Raw genomic sequence first — 18,288 nt, 5'->3', positions numbered from 1 at the left:
ATATTCCCGTAAGTGTATTGTCTATAAAAATGATAAGTTTGTCAATTATCTACTTTCTTATTTCTTCTTAAATAATGCTGTCCAAAGAAATGACTCTCCAAACATAGTATTTGGTTGTTCAATCTGTTTCATCTTTCTAATTTCAATCACTTCAAATCCTTTAAATATCTCTCTTAATTTTTCTTCAGAATATGCAAGGCCACCTTGTAAACTCCATCCTCTATATACGTCCCAATCTGTTATTTCTGATCCATTTCGCTCATCTAAATCGCCTGCTGCAAAACATGTTAATCCGAAATAACCGCCCGATTTCAATGAGTTTTTAATTAATTCCACATAATTTATTCTTCTATGCGGTGGAATGTGATGTAAACAGCCCGAATCATACACAAAATCAAATTCGTTTTGAACCTCTAAATTGAAAATTGAATCACAAATAAAATGAATTTCTATTCCTTTTGCTAACGCTCTCTCTTTCGCCCAATTAATGCCCTCTATAGATAAATCTACAGCTGTTACATCAAATCCTTCATTTGCTAGATAAATTGCATTTCTACCCGGACCACATCCAAGTTCTAGTACTTTTCCTTTTGAAACCCACTTTTTTTCTATATACGAAACTAGATTCTCATCTGGAACATTTTCAAAAAACGGAACATCTTTTTCTCTATTCGCATAAAATTCATTCCAAAATGGTTCTGCCGGTCTTAATAATGAATCAAGCATTTTTAAAATATCTTCTTGGGTAAGTAATGTTTCATTTTTCATTTGTATCCCTCCACATTTTAATAGTCAGAAAATTATTATATATCTTTTTAAACTTTCAGACAAAGAAAAAACCCCTACATTCAATAGGGGTTTGTGTCTTTAAAATCCAAGTATAGCTAACCATTTTAACAACTTCTTTTCTCGCACTTTTAAATCATCGTTCCTAAGCTTACCTAACTGTATCTCACTAACAATTTCTCCGTCCACCATAAAAAGAACTCTTTCTGTTTTCGCTGCTACCTTTACATCATGAGTCACTAACATAATAGTAGTTCCATCACGGTTAATATTTAATAATATTTGCATTACCTCTTCTGTTGATTTTAAATTTAGAGCACCAGTTGGCTCATCAGCAAAAATAACATTTGGATTATTGATGAGTGCTCTACAAATAGAAACTCTTTGTAATTGCCCTCCAGATGCTTCGGTTATATAATAAGATGCTATATCACTTATCCCCATTTTCCCCATTAGCTCTAGAGCACGTTCATTTACTATTTTCTTACTCTCACATTTCGCTAAATATGCTGACAAGATGATATTATCGAATAGATTCAAGTTTCTAAGAAGGTTACTCTGCTGAAAAATAAATCCTATTTCAGTAAGGCGCAATTTGGCTAACGCTTCTTCTTTCATACATGATATTTCTTTACCATCAATTTTTACACTTCCTGATGACATTTGATCCATTCCACTAATATTATATAGTAACGTTGATTTCCCAGAACCAGAGGGCCCCATTACCGATACAAATTCTCCCTCATAAATCTCTAAATCTATATTTTTTAGCACGTAATAATTTGCATTTTCATCTATTGAATATTTTTTGTTTAATTGTTTTACTTCTACAATTTTTTTCACGTTACAACCCCTACTCCCCATTTCGTTTTAAATTATTTGCTTGTTTCATAGTGAAACTACTGAAAAGTGTTGTTGCAGTCACACATATAAATAAAATAGCTGGACATATTACATAAGAGACGATAGGATTTACGACAAACTTTATATGAGCTGCTCCCATAAATGAGCCCAACCAACTTACTAACATCTCACCAAACATAGCAGCTATACATGTCCCTGTTACAATGCCTAATAATACGATGACAATAGAACGTGTTATATACTGTATACGAATATCTTTGGAAGAAAAGCCGATACTTTTCATAATTAATATTTGCGAAGAATCTTTTGCCAATAACATTTTTAAAAACATCGTAGTTATTAAAACAGAGATCGCTATAGCTACCAACATTGCCACTTGAGTCACGAGTCTTAATTGTTTAATTGTCTCTCCTAAAGTTTGAGATAAATAATTATCTGTATCTGTTATTTTTGCTGAATGAAAATTTTGTTTATACTCTTTTACTTTTTCTTGCAAACTCACAATAGTCTTCACGTCTACATTTACTACATACCATAATATATTTTCGTTATTATAAGAGAAGCTCGCTTTAGCTGTTTTCCCACCATTCGTTACATCTTGATATATACCACTAATAGTTAGTGCTTTCTCTTCTCCATCTACAAATAAGATGATTTCATCCCTTACATTCTTTTTTAATTCATTTGCTTTCATATAAGAAAGCGCAATCTCATTTTCATTTTTGGGTGACTTGCCTTGAATATACTCTAATGGAAATTGAGTGAAGTCTCCTACTTCTACATTTAAGTTTTCATGTGTACTATCAGCGTTTACCATTTTAAATGTACTCGTTACAAATGCTGCATATTTTTCTACTTCATCATCATTTCGTATATATGAAATTACGTCCTTAAATCGTTTCTCTATATTTTCAGATTGCTGTAAATCTATTCGAATATCACTTTTTCCTGTCCCCATATAATTTACAAATTCCGGTGACTGAATTGTATACAAAAAGTTAACAGGTACTACAATCATGAACACAGCTATTATTAATACGATACTTAATACGCGATATAACTTAAATCTTTTTACAACATCTTGTATTCCTATAAATATATTTACATTTGTAATTTTAGTTTGTTTGATTGAAAAAGATTTTCTACTTTTTCTTTTTCCTAGTTTATCTCTTGATTGTAAAGCGTCTACCGCTGTAATTCTCTTAAAATTCCGTAAAATAATTCGACAGAAAAGGATAACAGCTAGAAATAACAAAGTTGTGATTACCAATGGAACAACATAGTGTAAAATATTTTTATCCGCTGCCCCCATATAAAGAGCAATATTTGAGGTGAATATTTTTGTAACAAATAATGAAAGAAAATATCCGCATATACATCCGCTAGCAGCTATAACAACGTATTTTGTTATATATAGCTTTTGAATCTCTGTACTTGTAATGCCGATAGCTTTCATAACACCTATTTCTCGATAATCTTCTTCCATAGAAGTAATAATTGTAAATCTTATACATAAACTTGCGATTAGCATTAATAGTGCACTTATTATGTTAAGCACTGCAGCTATAATTCCATCTGTTAATGAATTGAGTGTTTTAAAGAGTGAATACGTAATAGAGGGACCTTTTTGAGGTAAGTTCGCTGATTGGTATAGATGTTCAAATTCATTTATTTTATTTATATCTGTTAGTTGGAATTCAATAAGATATTCGATTTCTCCGAAATTTCTTTTTATTCTTTCGAAGTCTTCATTACTTATTACAAATCGTTTTGAACTAACAATTGATGGGTTCATTTGAACATCACGAACAAATGCCGAAATAGTCAATTCTAGTTCATTATTATTTTTAACGGCCCATATTTTATCTCCAATACGCAAATTATATTTTTGCATATAATAAATTGGTACACCTATTTCATCTTTACTAACACTTACCACTTTATTATTTAAATCTAATAAAAAATCAAAGTTAGTGTTTTGTTTCACGAAACTAATATCCATTACGCTATTATGTTCTGCCTTATTTTTATTTTGCATAAAAATGTTAGATCCGTTTACTTGGATCATCTCATTCGTCTGCTGTTTTTTTACAAGCGGGTTTTTTTCTACAAATGAATCAATTGACTTTTGATTTATTTCTCCGGCATGCATCTGTACGAAGTGCGGTGCGCTTGATACTTTAAACAATCGATCCATTGAATTCAATAGATTTATGACGTTACTTGAAGCACTAGCCATTAAAAGGCTTGATAACATGATAAACATAAATAAAATGGAAATTATTATTTTATTTTGAGAGAAATCTCGTTTTAACATTCTCTTAATCATATTAAGCTAGTTCCCCTCATTCCATAATATTTTCTTCGTTACAATCGCTATTATTATCATTATGAAACTAATAGCAAATATAGGTAAATATATTTTCATACTGAATCCTTCAAACATAAAGCCATAAACAATTTGCCCAATTGGAGCCATACATTGGGATACCGCTGTTATAATTGCCATTACTTTTCCTAGGTTTTCATTTGGTGTTTTCTTTTGGACTACAGTAATTACATAGATGGATACAATCGTCATAATCATTGCAATTAGAATGGAAGAAAGTATAAAGAGGATAAATGGTGGGTAGTGTCCTAAATTAAGAATAAATGGTGTAACTGATAGCGCTACTGGTATTACTAATAGAGCTATAATAAGCATCCAATAATATAATGTTTTCATCTGTAACTTTTTAGCAAAGAAACCGATTGACAATGCACCTAATATGGTGGCAAAATCAATTAACCCCATCCCAATTCCATACATCGTATCGCTACTTTGCATAGTTACTCGTAAAATAATAGGTCCTCCAACAACAAATAGCGGTGTCAAAATTAAGTTAAATAAAGCTGCAAGTAACATAGCCTTCAAAATAAATGGCTGTTTTAAAACATATATAAATCCTTCTTTCATATCCTTTACAATTGTCGGTATTATATGGCTTTCTTGTGCTCTTTTTATAAAAGGTATTGTAATAAACATTTCTAAAATCGCAGATAAAAAGAAAGCAAGACAACTTATTATTACGAGCATTTTCAAACCAATTATGCCGTACAATATTCCTCCTAATATAGGAGCAACTATATTAGATAGTGCTTGCACACCATTTACGATACCATTCGCTTGTTCTAACTTTGTCTCAGGAACTAATTGTGGAATACTTGCCATTACAACTGGTGAGTACATTGCACTAATGACTGCTAATAAAAACATTATTGTTCCAATCAATATAATAGATATAGATACAGATCCAGTAAATAATAAAACTATAAAGCTTAATACAATCGTAGCGTTTATAAAATCAAATATAACCATTAAATTACGGCGATTAAAACGATCTGCTATCGCTCCGCCAAGAGGAGCTAGCAAAAACGGAATACTCGTTACCGCATATAATCCTGCGAATATATCAGCACGTCCTGTTATATCTAGTACATATAATGACAATGCAAAACGTAAAAGAGTTGAACCTAAAATAGTAATAATTTGCCCACTCACCATTAAATAAAAATCTTTCATCGAAGATTTTATACTTATGGACATCATAATCACACCCCTCCTTTAATTTAGACCGACTGTCGGTCTATAATAAACAAACAGAAAAACATTATTTCTGTTTCATTAAAACCTCCATCATATAATCAAAGGATCCTTCTTTCGCTCCAACAGATACTTCCATCATTTTAATATAAGCTTTCACTCTCCTCATCATTTCTTCCGGTTTCCATTGGAATAACCCATCATCAAATATGACTTGCGCTGAGGATAGTAATAGTTCAATCGTTTCTTGTGGGTATGAAGTTGAAAATATCCCTTCTTCAATTCCTTGCTCTAAAACTTCAGCTAATACTGGAGATAAATGTATAATCGATTGTACTAAACTTTTTTGATGCATTTCTGCATTATTTGGTTGATGAAATTGCTCAATCATTTTATCTTTTACATCCCCTGATTTTGGCGATTGTTCCATTAAAATTCGAAATAACTTTTCTAAAACTGGGATATTTGGCTTAGAGACGATTACTTTCGCTTTAGCAACATCTTCTTTAATAACTCTCATAATAATCTCATCCATTACTTCTTCTTTCGACTTAAAATAGTGATAAAACGTCCCCTTTGCTATCCCTATCTCTTTTAATATGTCATTTACTGTTGTTTTCGTATAACCTTTCGTTACAAATAAACGTTCAGCAACTTCTAAAATTTCCTTTCTACGCTCCTCATACTCCTTTACAATGCGCATTCAAGCTCTCCTTCCCGCTAGACCGACTGTCGGTCTATTTTAATTATATGTTTAATTAGTAAAAAGTTTCCTATTATTGTATATATACAACATCATTCTTTCTATTTCCTTTATAAATTTTTATTTTTTAACGTCCGTTCAATTTGTTTAAAACGTATCTCATGTTTCTTATCGTCAACTTTCATTTTAGGAAAAGAACGATGCCCCCTGCTTAAACCTATTTTTCTTAATTCTTCATGCAGACGCACAATACTTTGTAGTTTTTCATCTCCTTTACCACAAGTCTACGCATCTCCTTTTCATCGATAGCTTCAAAAAATGACAATTGATTCATACGATACGGTTCCCCTCTGTTCGATTTATTTACTTATGAATGGATTATTTTGTTGAGTCCCAATATGCAATATTGCATATTCCGTACTTTTAATTTATATATATGTAATAGTTTATTTATAAAAATATAAATTATTAATAAGGGTGATTTATATGAGCAAGTTCCGAAATAAGATAATTAAATATTTGCAAATATTTTGGGGAGGCTTAGCATTTTGTGTATTAATGTTTGCTATCTTCTTAATTATGGATTTAACAGATGCATCTTTAAATACATTAGGCTGGAGAGACTGGCTAGGTTCTGTAGCAGGCGCAGCCATTTTATCTGTTGGGATGTTTACTTTAAATAAATTGGATTTAAAATAAATATTCGGTCAATACTGAATGTAGGCTGTATGCCAACATTCATGTAAAGTAGTCTTCTCTGTATCTCCTTGTATTGAGCAGTTAGCTTTTGCTAGCTGCTCTTTTATTTCGTTCCAGTCCTTACCTCTTAAAGAACTCTTTAACTACGTTTTCCTAATAAATACATATATCCATTCCCTTTTTTTACAAAATGAAATTTTTATTTTGTTATTCGCTTCCATTCGTTTCATATGCATTCTTCCTTTCTCAACTATTAACCGGACGAGCATATATTATTGTATGGAGGAATCCACTCATAAAAATCTACCTTTCTTGTCAAAGAGTATGCTTATATGCGTGCTCTTTTTTATTTTGTTTTCTTTCATTTCTAAATAACATTTTCAACTCTATTCATGCTATTTTTTCAACTTTAGGTTACAAACTATTTCTGTAAGCGTAGTGTTTCCTTTGTACAATAGGCAGTTAGTTTTATCCATAACAGTACACCTCTGCACTATTCACTATAAATTTTCATATATTGTATTGTGCTTGTCCAAAACGTGTGGTTATTACTCACGCAATCTAAATGAAAGAAAGGAGTGAAAATATGCGATCATCTAGTCGTAAGCTCACAAACTTTAATTGTAGAGCACAAGCCCCCAGTACACTACCAGCTCTCGGTTTTGCTTTTAATGCTACTTCACCTCAATTTGCCACACTATTCACGCCACTACTACTACCTAGTACGGGCCCAAATCCAAACATTACTGTCCCTGTAATCAATGATACAATTAGTACAGGAACTGGTATTAGAATTCAAGTAGCTGGTATTTATCAAATCAGTTATACATTAACAATCAGCCTCGATAATGTTCCATTAGCCCCGGAAGCAGCGCGCTTTTTCTTAACACTAAACTCATCAACGAATATTATTGCAGGATCTGGAACCGCAGTCCGTTCTAATATCATTGGCACTGGTCAAGTAGATGTATCCAGCGGTGTCATTCTAATAAACTTAAACCCTGGTGATTTAATTCAAATTGTACCGGTTGAAGTAATTGGTACAATAGATATTCGTTCTGCCGCTTTAACAGTTGCACAAATTCGTTAATAAAAACAATATGCTTGGCTAATTAACATTTAATATTCCTTATACACCCCAGAATATATGTTATAGATGTAACACACATTTATATCAAACAAGCATATTTTATTGTATGGTGACTATGTAGTCATACTAATCTAAAGCGTTCATAAGAGCACACTTATATGTGTGCTTTATTTTTTATGAAAATCAAGCTTTAATATAGCTATTCTATTTTACTTTATACTCATCACTCTTTTGAACATTTACCTTTTTATTGTTATATTTGCAAATTGTTTTTCTCTTTGTTTTACTAATTAGCTGATTAATTTCGCAAATACCATTTATTAAACATTCCATGTTTCTTCACCCTTTGAATATTTTTCAAATAAAAATACATACTATTTTCAAGTCGCCGTGTCCACGGCTAATACTTCTTTCTTTTGTTACAGCAGAAGCAGGTAGGCTCTTCACTTATCTGCTTTCTCTGTATATTTTTTAAGAAATCGATAATAATACCAACAAGCTGTTTGAACTAGCAGCTTCACTCTTCTCGTAATAGGGATGCAAATTATCACAATTAGCTAACTCATTGAACTCACTGGCAGACAACCAAAACCATTGTCTGCTTTTTGTATGAGATTTTTTGTTTTACATATACTACTTTTGAACCTGCAGACCAATACGAGCCATTTTGGTGCTTGGGATTTCCCTTCCGGGGATAAGTATTTTTTACTTATCCCTTTTTTGTATAGACACGTATATTTAGGGTAAAACTAATTACAAGCAGATTTTCTGTTTATGCGTAGTTCTAAACAAGATTACTTTTTCTCCTATTAAAGGACGGCAGGTAAGACTGCTAGTCCTTTTTTCTTATTTCGCATACTATCTCATCTGGTAACTTTACATTACATTACCTTCATCGTCGTAGTAAGCAATTTCCCAATAAGGATGGCAGTTGTATTTCTCGAGTTCCCCATCGAACAAAACTAACAAATTAGTTTTTCAGTTTCCAACGTTCGTACCCCCATACGAGTTAAATCCTTCATAAACTTCTCTTGTTCCATTTCGATAATTGCGGAATGTGTAATGAAAATACTCGCTCACTTAAATACCTTTTCTTTCAACCAAAGTGGTCTACTGAAATAGTAGACATAATAAGTTCCGTTCTCTTTTTGCTGTAGCATAACATTCCCGTATCGTTTGAATGTGTTATAAATTTCTTTCACCAAATCATCCAATTCTTTATTAGCAAAAAATATTTTCGTATCGTTATACCAATTGATTTTTTCATAATTCGTATCATCATCAGAGGAGCTAGTACGAATTGCTTTCTCTCAATTTTTTTCGATTAAATATTGTCCATACGTAAGTTGCACTTGTTCTTGAATTACGACATGGTTGTAATACCCTTGTTCTACTGGTTTTGGACTATAAAATTTCCTTTATAAGTTTTAAATACGGTGAATGAAATTTTTGTTTTTTCTTGCCATCATCCTTTTTCTATACAAACAAAAAAAGAGCCACAATATTTTGCGACTCTTTACAATTATAACTATTTAACGGCCACGTCTTTGCTGACCTTGCTTTGTACTACCTTTTTTATTACTTGGCTTATTAAATGATCGGTTGTTTTCATTTCTTGAACTATTTCTTGAATCACTTCTTGAGCCATTTCTCGAACCACGTCTTGAATCACTTCTTGAACCTTCACGGCTATCTCTTTGACGATATTCGCCTGATTTCTTCGGAGCCGGCTTTGGTACCGGTTTTCCATTTTCATCTACACGTTTTATCTTCGGTTGTTCGATTATTTCTCTTTGTATTGGTGCACCAAGCGTTTTTTCAATTTCTTCTAAATGTTTTTCATCTTTCGCTGCAACGAACGTAATTGCAAGACCTGATCCACCTGCACGTCCTGTTCGGCCAATGCGGTGAATATAACTTTCTACATCTTCAGGGATATCAAAGTTAAATACGTGCGTTACACCATCTACATCCAGTCCACGAGCTGCTACATCCGTTGCGATTAAGTACTGAATTTTAGCTTCGCGGAAACTCTTCATAACTCTTTCACGTTTCGCTTGAGGTATATCACCATGAAGTTCAGCACAATTATAACCTAGTCCTTTTAAATTATCATAAAGCTTACTTGCTCTAACCTTTGTACGACAGAAAATAACAGCTAAAAATGGCTGATCACGATCCATAACAAAACGAAGTGCATCTGGCTTTGCACGATCTGTCGTCTCAATGACACGCTGCTCAATTGTATCTACCGTTACTTCTTCACTTTGTACTTGAATCATTTGCGGTTCATCCATATAACGCTTCGCCAATTTTTTAATATCTTTTGGCATCGTTGCTGAGAATAACATCGTTTGTTTACTACCAGGTGTCTCATCTAAAATATCTTCAATATCATATAAGAAACCGAAATAAAGCATTTGATCCGCTTCATCTAGTACAATCGTTGAAAGATTACTTAAATCAATTGTCTCACGTCGTATATGATCTAATAATCGTCCTGGTGTTGCAACAACAATATGTGTATTACCTTTTAATTTTCTCAATTGTTGTGCTACATCTTGCCCACCATAAATCGCTAGTACATTAATATCTTCTCTTTGAACAAGCATTTTTTTAATTTCAGTTGTAATTTGCAGTGCTAGTTCCCTTGTTGGTGCAACAATTAAAGCCTGAACATCACTAGACTTTGGATCGATTTTTTCTAAAATCGGTAACACGAATGCTAACGTTTTACCCGTTCCTGTTTTCGCCTGCCCAATAATATCTTTACCTGACATAATAACAGGGATTGCCTGCTCTTGAATTGGTGTTGCTTCTGTAATTCCATTTTCACGTAATGTATGATTAAAAGTTTCACTAATTCCTAATTCTAAAAAGTTTTTCAAATAGACCACTTCTTTTCCTTATTTTTCACATTAGCTTTCATTGTACCATTTGTTTCGCCAAATATGAAAAATAAAAAAATTCTTATCTTCTTTTTTTATATTCATCGTGCACTAGTTGGACAAATTCTATTTGTTTTTTCTCGGAATTTATTAATGCTTCCATATTAGTCGTAGACAAAATTAACTTTTTAATTTTTCTATTACTCCAAATTAATTTTGTATACTTTGTATCTTCGTGTAGCTTTCGAAACCACTCAAATTCGCTTAATTTGGCAATATGATGTTTTAATCTCATGTCATTTCGAGGGTAAAATAAAATTATATCTATTATTACATCAAGCAATAAACTCATTTTCTCCCCTCCTATACATATATATTTCAATGTTAAGGAAACATAGTTACAAGGTGATAAAATTGACCAATACATTCATAAAAATTTTTTGCGTATTTTTCTTACTATATTTTCAATCGATCTCAATTATTATGGCGAAATCTCAAACAAATGTGATAAGTGACTTTAAACAAGCTTTACTCAAAAATGATAAAAAATTAATGCGATCATATGTAACTGAAGGGATTGAATTGCCTACTTTCCAAACGAATAAACATATTCATGAGATTAAAATAGTACCCTCTCCAAAAGAAGATACTACAATTCTTATTTCTTATTTCAAAGACACTGATGGTAAATTTACTATCGGTTACATTTTAGAAATAGTAACAAAGAATAATAAAATATCTCGGATTAATCAAATTTATGATGGAACGAATCCTCTTATGAAAGAAGCTACTATTGTAAAAGAATATGAAATGAAGTATAAGAAACATATACTTACTCCTACAAAATTCCCGTTCGAAATTCACGAATTTCAAGGGTACATCTATAACGATTACTTAAGCCTCCACTACTACAATGAAGATAGTAATGGCATTTTTAAAATCACTGTTTCACCAGTTCATCATAAATTAGATCAAAATGTACATAAGGGAACTAAGTTTTACAATTTAAAACATAATATAAAGGCAGTATATAATCCTCATTTTGATTTAGCATACGAACTTATCTTTCAGAAGGACGGCTTTCAATATAAAATCGCCCTTGGTAACAAACTATACATAAAAAGAAAATACAATGTTACTAATTTAATAAGAATTGCAGAATCTATGAATTAAAAAAAACGATCTTTTCTATATAAGAAAGATCGTTTTTTTATTATTTTATATAATGAATTTCCCTCCATGATAGCAATAATACTTTACGACTTTAAGACTTTTAATCCTCTTTAAAGACTCTTCCGCTTTTTCAATATCTAAACAAAAATTCGGATTAGCTATTACTAACTCACGATTCTCTTGAACGGCCGCATCTCCTGTAATTACACAGTTTAAATTCGGAAAATATAATGAAATATGTCCTGAAGTATGTCCTGGCGTTGCTACTATTTGACATTCATTATTCAAAATCATTTGACCATCATGTACTTTTTCATCGACGGAAATATGTTTAATATTTTTTAACTGTTGTATAAACCATTTGCCAAATTCTTTTTCTTCATTTGGCATACGTTGTAACATTTCTTCCGCTTGAACTAATCTCTCTGATTTTATTTCACCATTAATATAGTTTGATTCAATTTCACTCGTAATAATATTAATTTGAGGATATTTCACTTTGAAATCGTATAAAGAGCCTATATGATCGTCATCATAGTGAGTAATTATTATATTTTTTAAGTTTTTCATCTCATACCCATGTTTTAATATTGCATTTTCAATTAAAGGTAAAAAATTTATATAACCTGTATCTACTAAAGTTAATTCATTCTTTACTATAACTAAGCTCGGATAGATACATTGTTTTCCCCCGTTAAATTCGAATTCAATTGGTAGTTCTATTATCTTCATTTTTTTCTCCCATACCGCTTATTAAACGTTTAATAATAACTAAATCATCCATATACATTTTACTATACATATCACAAATAATTCGAATCCAAATTTCCATTTCGTTCAAAGTCACGTTTAATGTGTACTTTCTATAAAACAAAGAAAAAAGCACCCGTTATGGATGCTTCCTTATCTTACCTGTTCAACTACATAAATCAACTTGAGCCTATCCGAAACCTGATATGTATAGTCTTCATTTTTATGCATATATGTTTCTATCCTATTTATCACTTCAAACATTCTGTCTGAATTCGCACTGAAACGAGATACTGAATCACATAAAACTATTGACCCTTTCTTATAAAAATTTATAATTTCATAAATATCTCGTTCTAAACAAACATCTCCTACTTGCAAATCCTCTTTCGCTTCATAGTTATAAATTCCCATTCTCATTTTCCCCTCAAATTGTATTTTTCCTTACAACATCCCCTTGTTACATAAATAATACCACGATAAAATTCTAAAACTCAAACTCATCGGCTTCATCTGAGAAAATAAAAAAGCCATCACCATAGGCGACTAATTCTTAACACCTTATCGTCATAATTCATCGATGGAAGCTTGTGTACAGGTTCTCATATCCTTATTGTTTTCACTTCAACATCAGCCAAATTATCGGTTGGTTTCACTAGTGTTGTTTTGCTTCCTGTAGTTTTCGCGGAATGTCCATTTTCTACAGTACTCCTTGCTATTTATTTCCCCTCGTAAATTCTGCTTAATCGTATAAGCTATGGTAGCTTGTCATATGAATTTAGTAACACCTTCATACGTACTACCACCAAACTTAATCTTCGTAGTACATTACTTGGAGCGAACATATACTAAGTAACGGAACAGTATGAATCGTTGCATAATCGACATTATATTATTTTGAACAGGTAATTCCCTATTTTTGTGGAAATATACAATAAGAAAAACAATAAAATTGATTATCCCCTCTCTTCTTTGTCTATCCTTTTAAAAAATCTATTTTTTTGTAAAAGGAGTTTTTATATGGAGAAACAGACACTTTGGAAAAAATTTAAGAAAAGCTCAGCAAACCTTGGGAAATCTAGCGTATATGAAAGTATTATTTTATACTACACAATGAGAAAAAAAGGGTTACCTACTAAGGCGAAATTCATAATATTAGCCGCTTTATCCTATTACGTATTAGCAATCGATTTTATTCCAGATATAGCTGCTATTATTGGGATTGGCTTATTAGATGATGTTTTAGCAATTGCTATAGCGCATAAATTTGTAATGAGGCACGCAGACGCTGAAATTCGAGAAAAGAGTAAAATCAAAATGGAGACATTATTTACTTCAACACAGGCATAATTAAAAAGAGCTAAGACCATTCCTCTTAGCTCCTCATTCATAAAACTATATTTTTTAAATACTATTTCACTTCATTCGCTACAAAAAATTGCTCACAAACACTCGAAATACGCTGTAAGTCTACGTTCCCACCAGATATAACCGCTACTACTTTTTTCCCTTTAATATATGTATCCACTTTCCCTGCAAGTAAAGCAGCAGTAGCTAATGCACCTGCACCTTCTACAACAGCTTTACCACGCTGTAATAGGTCTTTCATCGCTACTTCTAATTCGCCTTCTGATACTGTTACAATATCATCTACTAATTCTTTTACAATTTCAAAAGTTAAATTGCCTGGTATTTTTACCGCGCAACCATCTGCTATAGTAGGTGCCTCATAATGTTCTACAATTGTACCTCTGTCATAAGATGCCTTCATCCCATGAACATTGTCTGCTTGGACACCAATAATATTAATGGATGGATTAAAAGATTTTAATGCAACAGCAATTCCAGAAATAATTCCACCACCGCCAATTGGTACAATGACAGTATCAACATCCCACATATCATCAAGAATGTCCAAACCAATTGTACCTTGACCAGCCATTACCTCTACATCATCATATGGATGTAAGTATGTTTCGCCTGTTTCCCTAATAATCTCCTCACATTTTGCCTTCGCATCATCAAAAGTCTCACCATATAAAATCACTTCTGATCCATATCCTCTAGTTGCTTCAACTTTCGCCTGAGGGGCAGAAATCGGCATCACAATTTTACTCTTAATACCAAGTAAATGAGCAGATAAAGCGACTCCTTGCGCATGATTACCAGCGGAACAAGCAATTACTCCTCTTTCTTTTTCTTGATCTGTAAGCTGTGACATTTTGTTAAACGCACCACGGAATTTAAACGAACCTGTTAATTGCATATTTTCTAATTTCAAGTGAATTTCTCCACCTGTTTTACTAGTCAAATAAAATGATTTTACTAATGGCGTTTTACGAACATTTCTGTCCAAAATAGTTTGAGCTTTTTTAATATCGTCTATATGCAATGGTAGTTTTTTAGTTATCATACTAGCACCTCTTCCAATGTTCTATTCCTAAGTTTTCGTAAGTCGCAGCTCCTTTATACGAAAGCATCTATGTTAAGAAAAAGTCTTTATATATGTACCCCACTCTGTAATATATACATTTGCAAACAATTTAACATCCTCTTCATATCACGTTCTTTATAATCATTTAAACATGCAATTTGAATCCAGTTATTCTTTTGTAAATATGCTGATTCATAATGGATAATATATCCTTGTAATGCTAACGCATCACCTACTGTTTTAGAAGACTGATCCTCATCTAATTGAATCGTAAGTATAATTGGTGCGGCATGTTCTTTAGGTGAAACAAGGTTTAGTCCTATACTTGTAATAGCTTCTTCCATATAATCATATGTCTCTTTTATTTTTACAAATGCTGTTTCAACTTCAAATCTCTTCAATGCTTCTTGCAAAGCATAAATTAAATTCCATGAATGAGAATATGGAATACTTTCATTTTCTTCGTACATACCAATGTCCATATAGGCCGGTAATGTCTCGTTTACTTTCACATTATGATTATGAAAAACGAAAGATACTCCAGTAAACGATTTAATTGCCTTTCCACTAACACCGCTTGCAAAATATACATCCTTTAAATCTATCGGTATTGCTCCAATCGAACTGATACAATCTACACAAAGCTTCATTTCGTGCTTGTTACAAATGGTGTTCAGCTCGTCTAAATCATTTAACATTCCAGTTGATGTTTCATGGTGAACAAACCAAAGCCATTCATAATTTCCAGTTCCCATTATCTTTTCTAATTCTGTATAAATAAACGGTTCTCCTATTTCTTTTTTATACGTATCAAAATGTAATTGTGCACGTGTTGCATGTCCAACTAATCTATTACCAAATTCCCCATTTGTTAATACTAGTCCTTTTCCTTTTAAAGAACGTAATTGTAAAGCAATTGCATCATTCGCTAACGTCCCTGTTCCTAACATTATTTGTACATGCTTTGCTTTTGTCATCTGCAGTAATCGTTTCTTTACATTGCCCATCGTCACTTGAAATGACTTAGAGCGATGCGAAACAGTCTTCGTAGAAAATGCCTTTCGAACATTCTCTTCAATATCTACTGGACCAGGTAAAAACGTGTATTCTTTCGTCATAATCCCCCCAACACTTGATTCTTCAAACATAGCAGGTGTTACATACATGGGCTGAAAAGCAGCTTCTTCTGTACCAACTAACGTATGGAAAGGTTTGAATCCCATTTGCTCATATAAAGGTAGTTCACGTGTTGTCGCAGAAATGAGTGCCAATTCATATCCATTTAGAAGCAGATAACGATGTAGAAAACGAATTAATCCCAACAGCGCTCTCCCATTTCGATATTCACGTTCTACTGAAAGTAAACGAATTTCATATACATTTTCTCCATGTTCTTGCAAATAAAAATCTAGATTTGAAATTTTATAATCTAACGAGAATGGTCGTTTTCCTCGCAACGCAACCATACCTACTAACTTATAGTCATCTAAACAAATTAAATATGTATTTTCTTCGTGAAAACGATCTATACGAACACGCTCTTTCGTTTCTTCATGTTGCGGAATTTCTTCTACAAATGTTTTATAATTCAATTTATGTATACTTTCAAATTCCCAAGCTTTATCAGCAACTTTATAAATTAACCCCATGTTTTATCTCCTTTGTATATTTAATAAAATAATAAGTGGAGATTTACTCCACTTATTAAAAGTTCATTTCATTCTCGGTTTACATATAAAATAAATACAATTATGAGAGCACTTAAAATAGTCGTAACAATAGAGTACGAATACAAAATCATGCAAACTGGCAAACAAGCGATTGTAATTAAACCTGGCTTCGTAAATCCTTTAAAGATTAAATAAAAAATAATAAAAACAACAACAAGAGTAAGCGCTATCAAGTAATCAAATGCGATTAGCCCTCCAATAAATGTCGAAATGCCTTTACCGCCCTTGCCTTTAAATAAAATTGGATAAATATGTCCAAGTAAAACAGCCAGTAAAGCTAACATTATAAATGTAGAATCTTCAAAAAGGTATTTTGCAATAGAAACTACAATTGCCCCTTTAATTGCATCACCTAAAAATGTAGCAACGAAATACCCTTTTCCATATACGCGCCCCATGTTTCTTGCGCCAGGATTACCACTTCCTTCATCCCGAATATCAACGTTATGTTTCCATTTCGTGACTATATAAGCGGTCAATATGTTTCCAAATAAATAAGAAGCCACCAAATACAAAAATTGCATACTATTAATCATGTAATCATTCACTTTCTACGTAGGAGTACTTATACAATATTCAAGGACTATGTATATTGTACTTTTTTATCTACATCCCTTTATACATTTTAACATCATATATTTACAAATCATACAAAAATTCTCATGCTTCTATTTTTTAAAATATATATTCTTCATTAAATAATAGGTTCCTTTCGTTGCTGGTTCTGATTGTGATACAAAGGTAACTTCTCCTATACTCTTTACGCAGCATTTCTTAAATTCAGTATATATTTCAGGAACTAAACGCAATATGCTTCCACTTACTACAATGGGAGTTGCCAACTTAAATTGCATCTTATTATAAAGATTTACTGTCATTTTCGCTAATTCCTTACCAGCTTGCATCATAATTTCATATGCATCATCATTCCCATTTCTCGCTTCCTGAATAATTAATGGTGCAATTGCTGCAACTTTATCTTTTGAAGAACTATATACTAGTCTTTTTATATGAGACGATGTCAGAAGTTGAAACTCACCTTGAATACTTAAGCTTAATGGACAAAGTGTAACTCCTTGATCAAATTGATTTGCCATTCTCTTTAAACCTTGTAACGCAATCCAATATCCGCTTCCTTCATCTCCTAAAATATGTCCCCATCCACCGCTATACTCGTGCACTTCTCCTTTTTTCCCTAAACAAATCGCACCTGTGCCGCCAATTGTTAAAATTCCATCCTTACCTTGTAAAGCAGCTGCATGCGCAATCATTGCGTCATTAAAAACTTCAATTTGTGTTCCGTACTTCTTTTGTAGACGTAATATTAATTCATTTGTATTTGCTCCACTTATACCTGCTAACCCTAAACAAATACAAACGCAATGCTCTTTCACTACACTTTTCTGGCATTGATCAATCGCTTCCATAATATGCACAAGAGCTTCTTCAAAATCTATTAATATATTTCCAAATCCACTAGTAGCTCTTACAAGCTCGTTTCCGTCTTTATCAAATGCAATTGCTTCTGTCTTTGTTCCCCCGCCGTCTACTCCAATCATATACTTCATATACGTTCTCCTCATTTTCT

At 32.3% G+C, this 18,288-nt stretch carries 19 protein-coding genes; 4 read left to right on the top strand and 15 right to left on the bottom strand.

The window, feature by feature from the left end; all coding sequences use genetic code 11:
• Positions 1-57: 57 nt before the first annotated feature.
• From ATN06_RS12240 to ATN06_RS12220, 5 genes are all read right to left on the bottom strand, one after another.
• Positions 58-768: a class I SAM-dependent methyltransferase gene (locus ATN06_RS12240; RefSeq protein ID WP_060630860.1), complete on the bottom strand. Its 711-nt coding sequence runs from the start codon at positions 766-768 to the stop codon at positions 58-60.
• 99 nt (positions 769-867) lie between these two features.
• The gene (locus ATN06_RS12235) at positions 868-1,629 is read right to left on the bottom strand and encodes an ABC transporter ATP-binding protein (RefSeq protein WP_060630859.1); all 762 of its coding nucleotides are present in this window, start codon (positions 1,627-1,629) and stop codon (positions 868-870) included.
• Positions 1,630-1,639: 10 nt separating this feature from the next.
• A complete protein-coding gene (locus tag ATN06_RS12230; protein WP_060630858.1) occupies positions 1,640-3,979 on the bottom strand; it encodes an ABC transporter permease in 2,340 nt (779 codons plus the stop codon).
• 6 nt (positions 3,980-3,985) lie between these two features.
• Positions 3,986-5,239, bottom strand: coding sequence for an MFS transporter (locus tag ATN06_RS12225; RefSeq protein ID WP_088116162.1), 1,254 nt, complete (start codon positions 5,237-5,239; stop codon positions 3,986-3,988).
• A gap of 61 nt (positions 5,240-5,300) precedes the next feature.
• Positions 5,301-5,936 (bottom strand): TetR/AcrR family transcriptional regulator, encoded by a 636-nt coding sequence (locus ATN06_RS12220; RefSeq protein ID WP_060630857.1) that lies wholly within the window; start codon positions 5,934-5,936, stop codon positions 5,301-5,303.
• Positions 5,937-6,422: 486 nt separating this feature from the next.
• Between ATN06_RS12220 and ATN06_RS12215 the strand changes: the two genes are divergently transcribed.
• A complete protein-coding gene (locus ATN06_RS12215; RefSeq protein WP_060630856.1) occupies positions 6,423-6,635 on the top strand; it encodes a hypothetical protein in 213 nt (70 codons plus the stop codon).
• A gap of 586 nt (positions 6,636-7,221) precedes the next feature.
• On the top strand, positions 7,222-7,725 hold the full coding sequence (gene exsF, locus ATN06_RS12210) for an exosporium protein ExsF (protein WP_060630855.1): 504 nt from the start codon (positions 7,222-7,224) through the stop codon (positions 7,723-7,725).
• Between the two features lie 204 nt (positions 7,726-7,929).
• Here exsF and ATN06_RS29590 read toward each other — a convergent pair whose 3' ends face one another.
• The 4 genes from ATN06_RS29590 to ATN06_RS12190 all read right to left on the bottom strand — a co-directional run bounded on the left by ATN06_RS29590 (position 7,930) and on the right by ATN06_RS12190 (position 10,965).
• Positions 7,930-8,058 carry a hypothetical protein gene (locus tag ATN06_RS29590; RefSeq protein WP_254904406.1) on the bottom strand — a complete coding sequence of 43 codons (129 nt, stop codon included), beginning with the start codon at positions 8,056-8,058 and terminating at the stop codon, positions 7,930-7,932.
• 743 nt (positions 8,059-8,801) lie between these two features.
• Positions 8,802-9,026, bottom strand: coding sequence for a hypothetical protein (locus tag ATN06_RS29810; RefSeq protein WP_420480583.1), 225 nt, complete (start codon positions 9,024-9,026; stop codon positions 8,802-8,804).
• Positions 9,027-9,257: 231 nt separating this feature from the next.
• Positions 9,258-10,622, bottom strand: coding sequence for a DEAD/DEAH box helicase (locus ATN06_RS12195; protein ID WP_060630854.1), 1,365 nt, complete (start codon positions 10,620-10,622; stop codon positions 9,258-9,260).
• Between the two features lie 73 nt (positions 10,623-10,695).
• Positions 10,696-10,965 (bottom strand): hypothetical protein, encoded by a 270-nt coding sequence (locus ATN06_RS12190; RefSeq protein WP_060630853.1) that lies wholly within the window; start codon positions 10,963-10,965, stop codon positions 10,696-10,698.
• A gap of 29 nt (positions 10,966-10,994) precedes the next feature.
• On the opposite strand from ATN06_RS12190, the gene ATN06_RS12185 reads away from it, so the two are divergent.
• A complete protein-coding gene (locus tag ATN06_RS12185) occupies positions 10,995-11,786 on the top strand; it encodes a hypothetical protein (protein WP_088116161.1) in 792 nt (263 codons plus the stop codon).
• Positions 11,787-11,831: 45 nt separating this feature from the next.
• Here the strand turns inward: ATN06_RS12185 and ATN06_RS12180 are convergent, their stop codons facing one another.
• Positions 11,832-12,518, bottom strand: coding sequence for an MBL fold metallo-hydrolase (locus ATN06_RS12180; RefSeq protein ID WP_060630851.1), 687 nt, complete (start codon positions 12,516-12,518; stop codon positions 11,832-11,834).
• Positions 12,519-12,689: 171 nt separating this feature from the next.
• Complete coding sequence (locus ATN06_RS12170; RefSeq protein ID WP_000513510.1) at positions 12,690-12,950, bottom strand: hypothetical protein; 261 nt, start codon at positions 12,948-12,950, stop codon at positions 12,690-12,692.
• A 606-nt stretch (positions 12,951-13,556) separates the two neighbouring features.
• On the opposite strand from ATN06_RS12170, the gene ATN06_RS12165 reads away from it, so the two are divergent.
• Positions 13,557-13,886, top strand: a complete 330-nt coding sequence (locus tag ATN06_RS12165) for a YkvA family protein (protein WP_060630849.1) — start codon at positions 13,557-13,559, stop codon at positions 13,884-13,886.
• A 61-nt stretch (positions 13,887-13,947) separates the two neighbouring features.
• On the opposite strand, the gene tdcB is transcribed toward ATN06_RS12165, so the two are convergent.
• The 4 genes from tdcB to ATN06_RS12145 form a co-directional block, all read right to left on the bottom strand.
• The gene (gene tdcB, locus ATN06_RS12160) at positions 13,948-14,949 is read right to left on the bottom strand and encodes a bifunctional threonine ammonia-lyase/L-serine ammonia-lyase TdcB (protein ID WP_060630848.1); all 1,002 of its coding nucleotides are present in this window, start codon (positions 14,947-14,949) and stop codon (positions 13,948-13,950) included.
• 86 nt (positions 14,950-15,035) lie between these two features.
• Positions 15,036-16,619 (bottom strand): aminotransferase class V-fold PLP-dependent enzyme, encoded by a 1,584-nt coding sequence (locus tag ATN06_RS12155; RefSeq protein WP_060630847.1) that lies wholly within the window; start codon positions 16,617-16,619, stop codon positions 15,036-15,038.
• Between the two features lie 68 nt (positions 16,620-16,687).
• Positions 16,688-17,236: a glycerol-3-phosphate 1-O-acyltransferase PlsY gene (plsY, locus tag ATN06_RS12150; RefSeq protein WP_060630846.1), complete on the bottom strand. Its 549-nt coding sequence runs from the start codon at positions 17,234-17,236 to the stop codon at positions 16,688-16,690.
• A 132-nt stretch (positions 17,237-17,368) separates the two neighbouring features.
• On the bottom strand, positions 17,369-18,268 hold the full coding sequence (locus ATN06_RS12145; protein WP_060630845.1) for a BadF/BadG/BcrA/BcrD ATPase family protein: 900 nt from the start codon (positions 18,266-18,268) through the stop codon (positions 17,369-17,371).
• Between the last annotated feature and the right edge of the window lie 20 nt (positions 18,269-18,288).

The sequence above is a fragment of the Bacillus thuringiensis genome (assembly GCF_001455345.1).
GTDB classification, from domain to species: Bacteria; Bacillota; Bacilli; order Bacillales; family Bacillaceae_G; genus Bacillus_A; species Bacillus_A thuringiensis_N.
Note: the sequence above shows the minus strand (reverse complement) of the source record. Positions and strands in the feature narration are given on the sequence as shown.

Coding starts and splice junctions, on each gene's coding strand:
- ATN06_RS12215 (WP_060630856.1), top strand. CDS start 6,423: ATGAGCAAGTTCCGAAATAAGATAATTAAATATTTGCAAATATTTTGG.
- ATN06_RS12230 (WP_060630858.1), bottom strand. CDS start 3,979: ATGATTAAGAGAATGTTAAAACGAGATTTCTCTCAAAATAAAATAATA.
- ATN06_RS12240 (WP_060630860.1), bottom strand. CDS start 768: ATGAAAAATGAAACATTACTTACCCAAGAAGATATTTTAAAAATGCTT.
- ATN06_RS12220 (WP_060630857.1), bottom strand. CDS start 5,936: ATGCGCATTGTAAAGGAGTATGAGGAGCGTAGAAAGGAAATTTTAGAA.
- ATN06_RS12170 (WP_000513510.1), bottom strand. CDS start 12,950: ATGGGAATTTATAACTATGAAGCGAAAGAGGATTTGCAAGTAGGAGAT.
- plsY (WP_060630846.1), bottom strand. CDS start 17,236: ATGATTAATAGTATGCAATTTTTGTATTTGGTGGCTTCTTATTTATTT.
- ATN06_RS12145 (WP_060630845.1), bottom strand. CDS start 18,268: ATGAAGTATATGATTGGAGTAGACGGCGGGGGAACAAAGACAGAAGCA.
- ATN06_RS12155 (WP_060630847.1), bottom strand. CDS start 16,619: ATGGGGTTAATTTATAAAGTTGCTGATAAAGCTTGGGAATTTGAAAGT.
- ATN06_RS29590 (WP_254904406.1), bottom strand. CDS start 8,058: ATGGAATGTTTAATAAATGGTATTTGCGAAATTAATCAGCTAATTAGT.
- ATN06_RS12225 (WP_088116162.1), bottom strand. CDS start 5,239: ATGATGTCCATAAGTATAAAATCTTCGATGAAAGATTTTTATTTAATG.
- ATN06_RS12185 (WP_088116161.1), top strand. CDS start 10,995: ATGTTAAGGAAACATAGTTACAAGGTGATAAAATTGACCAATACATTC.
- tdcB (WP_060630848.1), bottom strand. CDS start 14,949: ATGATAACTAAAAAACTACCATTGCATATAGACGATATTAAAAAAGCT.
- ATN06_RS12190 (WP_060630853.1), bottom strand. CDS start 10,965: ATGAGTTTATTGCTTGATGTAATAATAGATATAATTTTATTTTACCCT.
- ATN06_RS12165 (WP_060630849.1), top strand. CDS start 13,557: ATGGAGAAACAGACACTTTGGAAAAAATTTAAGAAAAGCTCAGCAAAC.
- exsF (WP_060630855.1), top strand. CDS start 7,222: ATGCGATCATCTAGTCGTAAGCTCACAAACTTTAATTGTAGAGCACAA.
- ATN06_RS12180 (WP_060630851.1), bottom strand. CDS start 12,518: ATGAAGATAATAGAACTACCAATTGAATTCGAATTTAACGGGGGAAAA.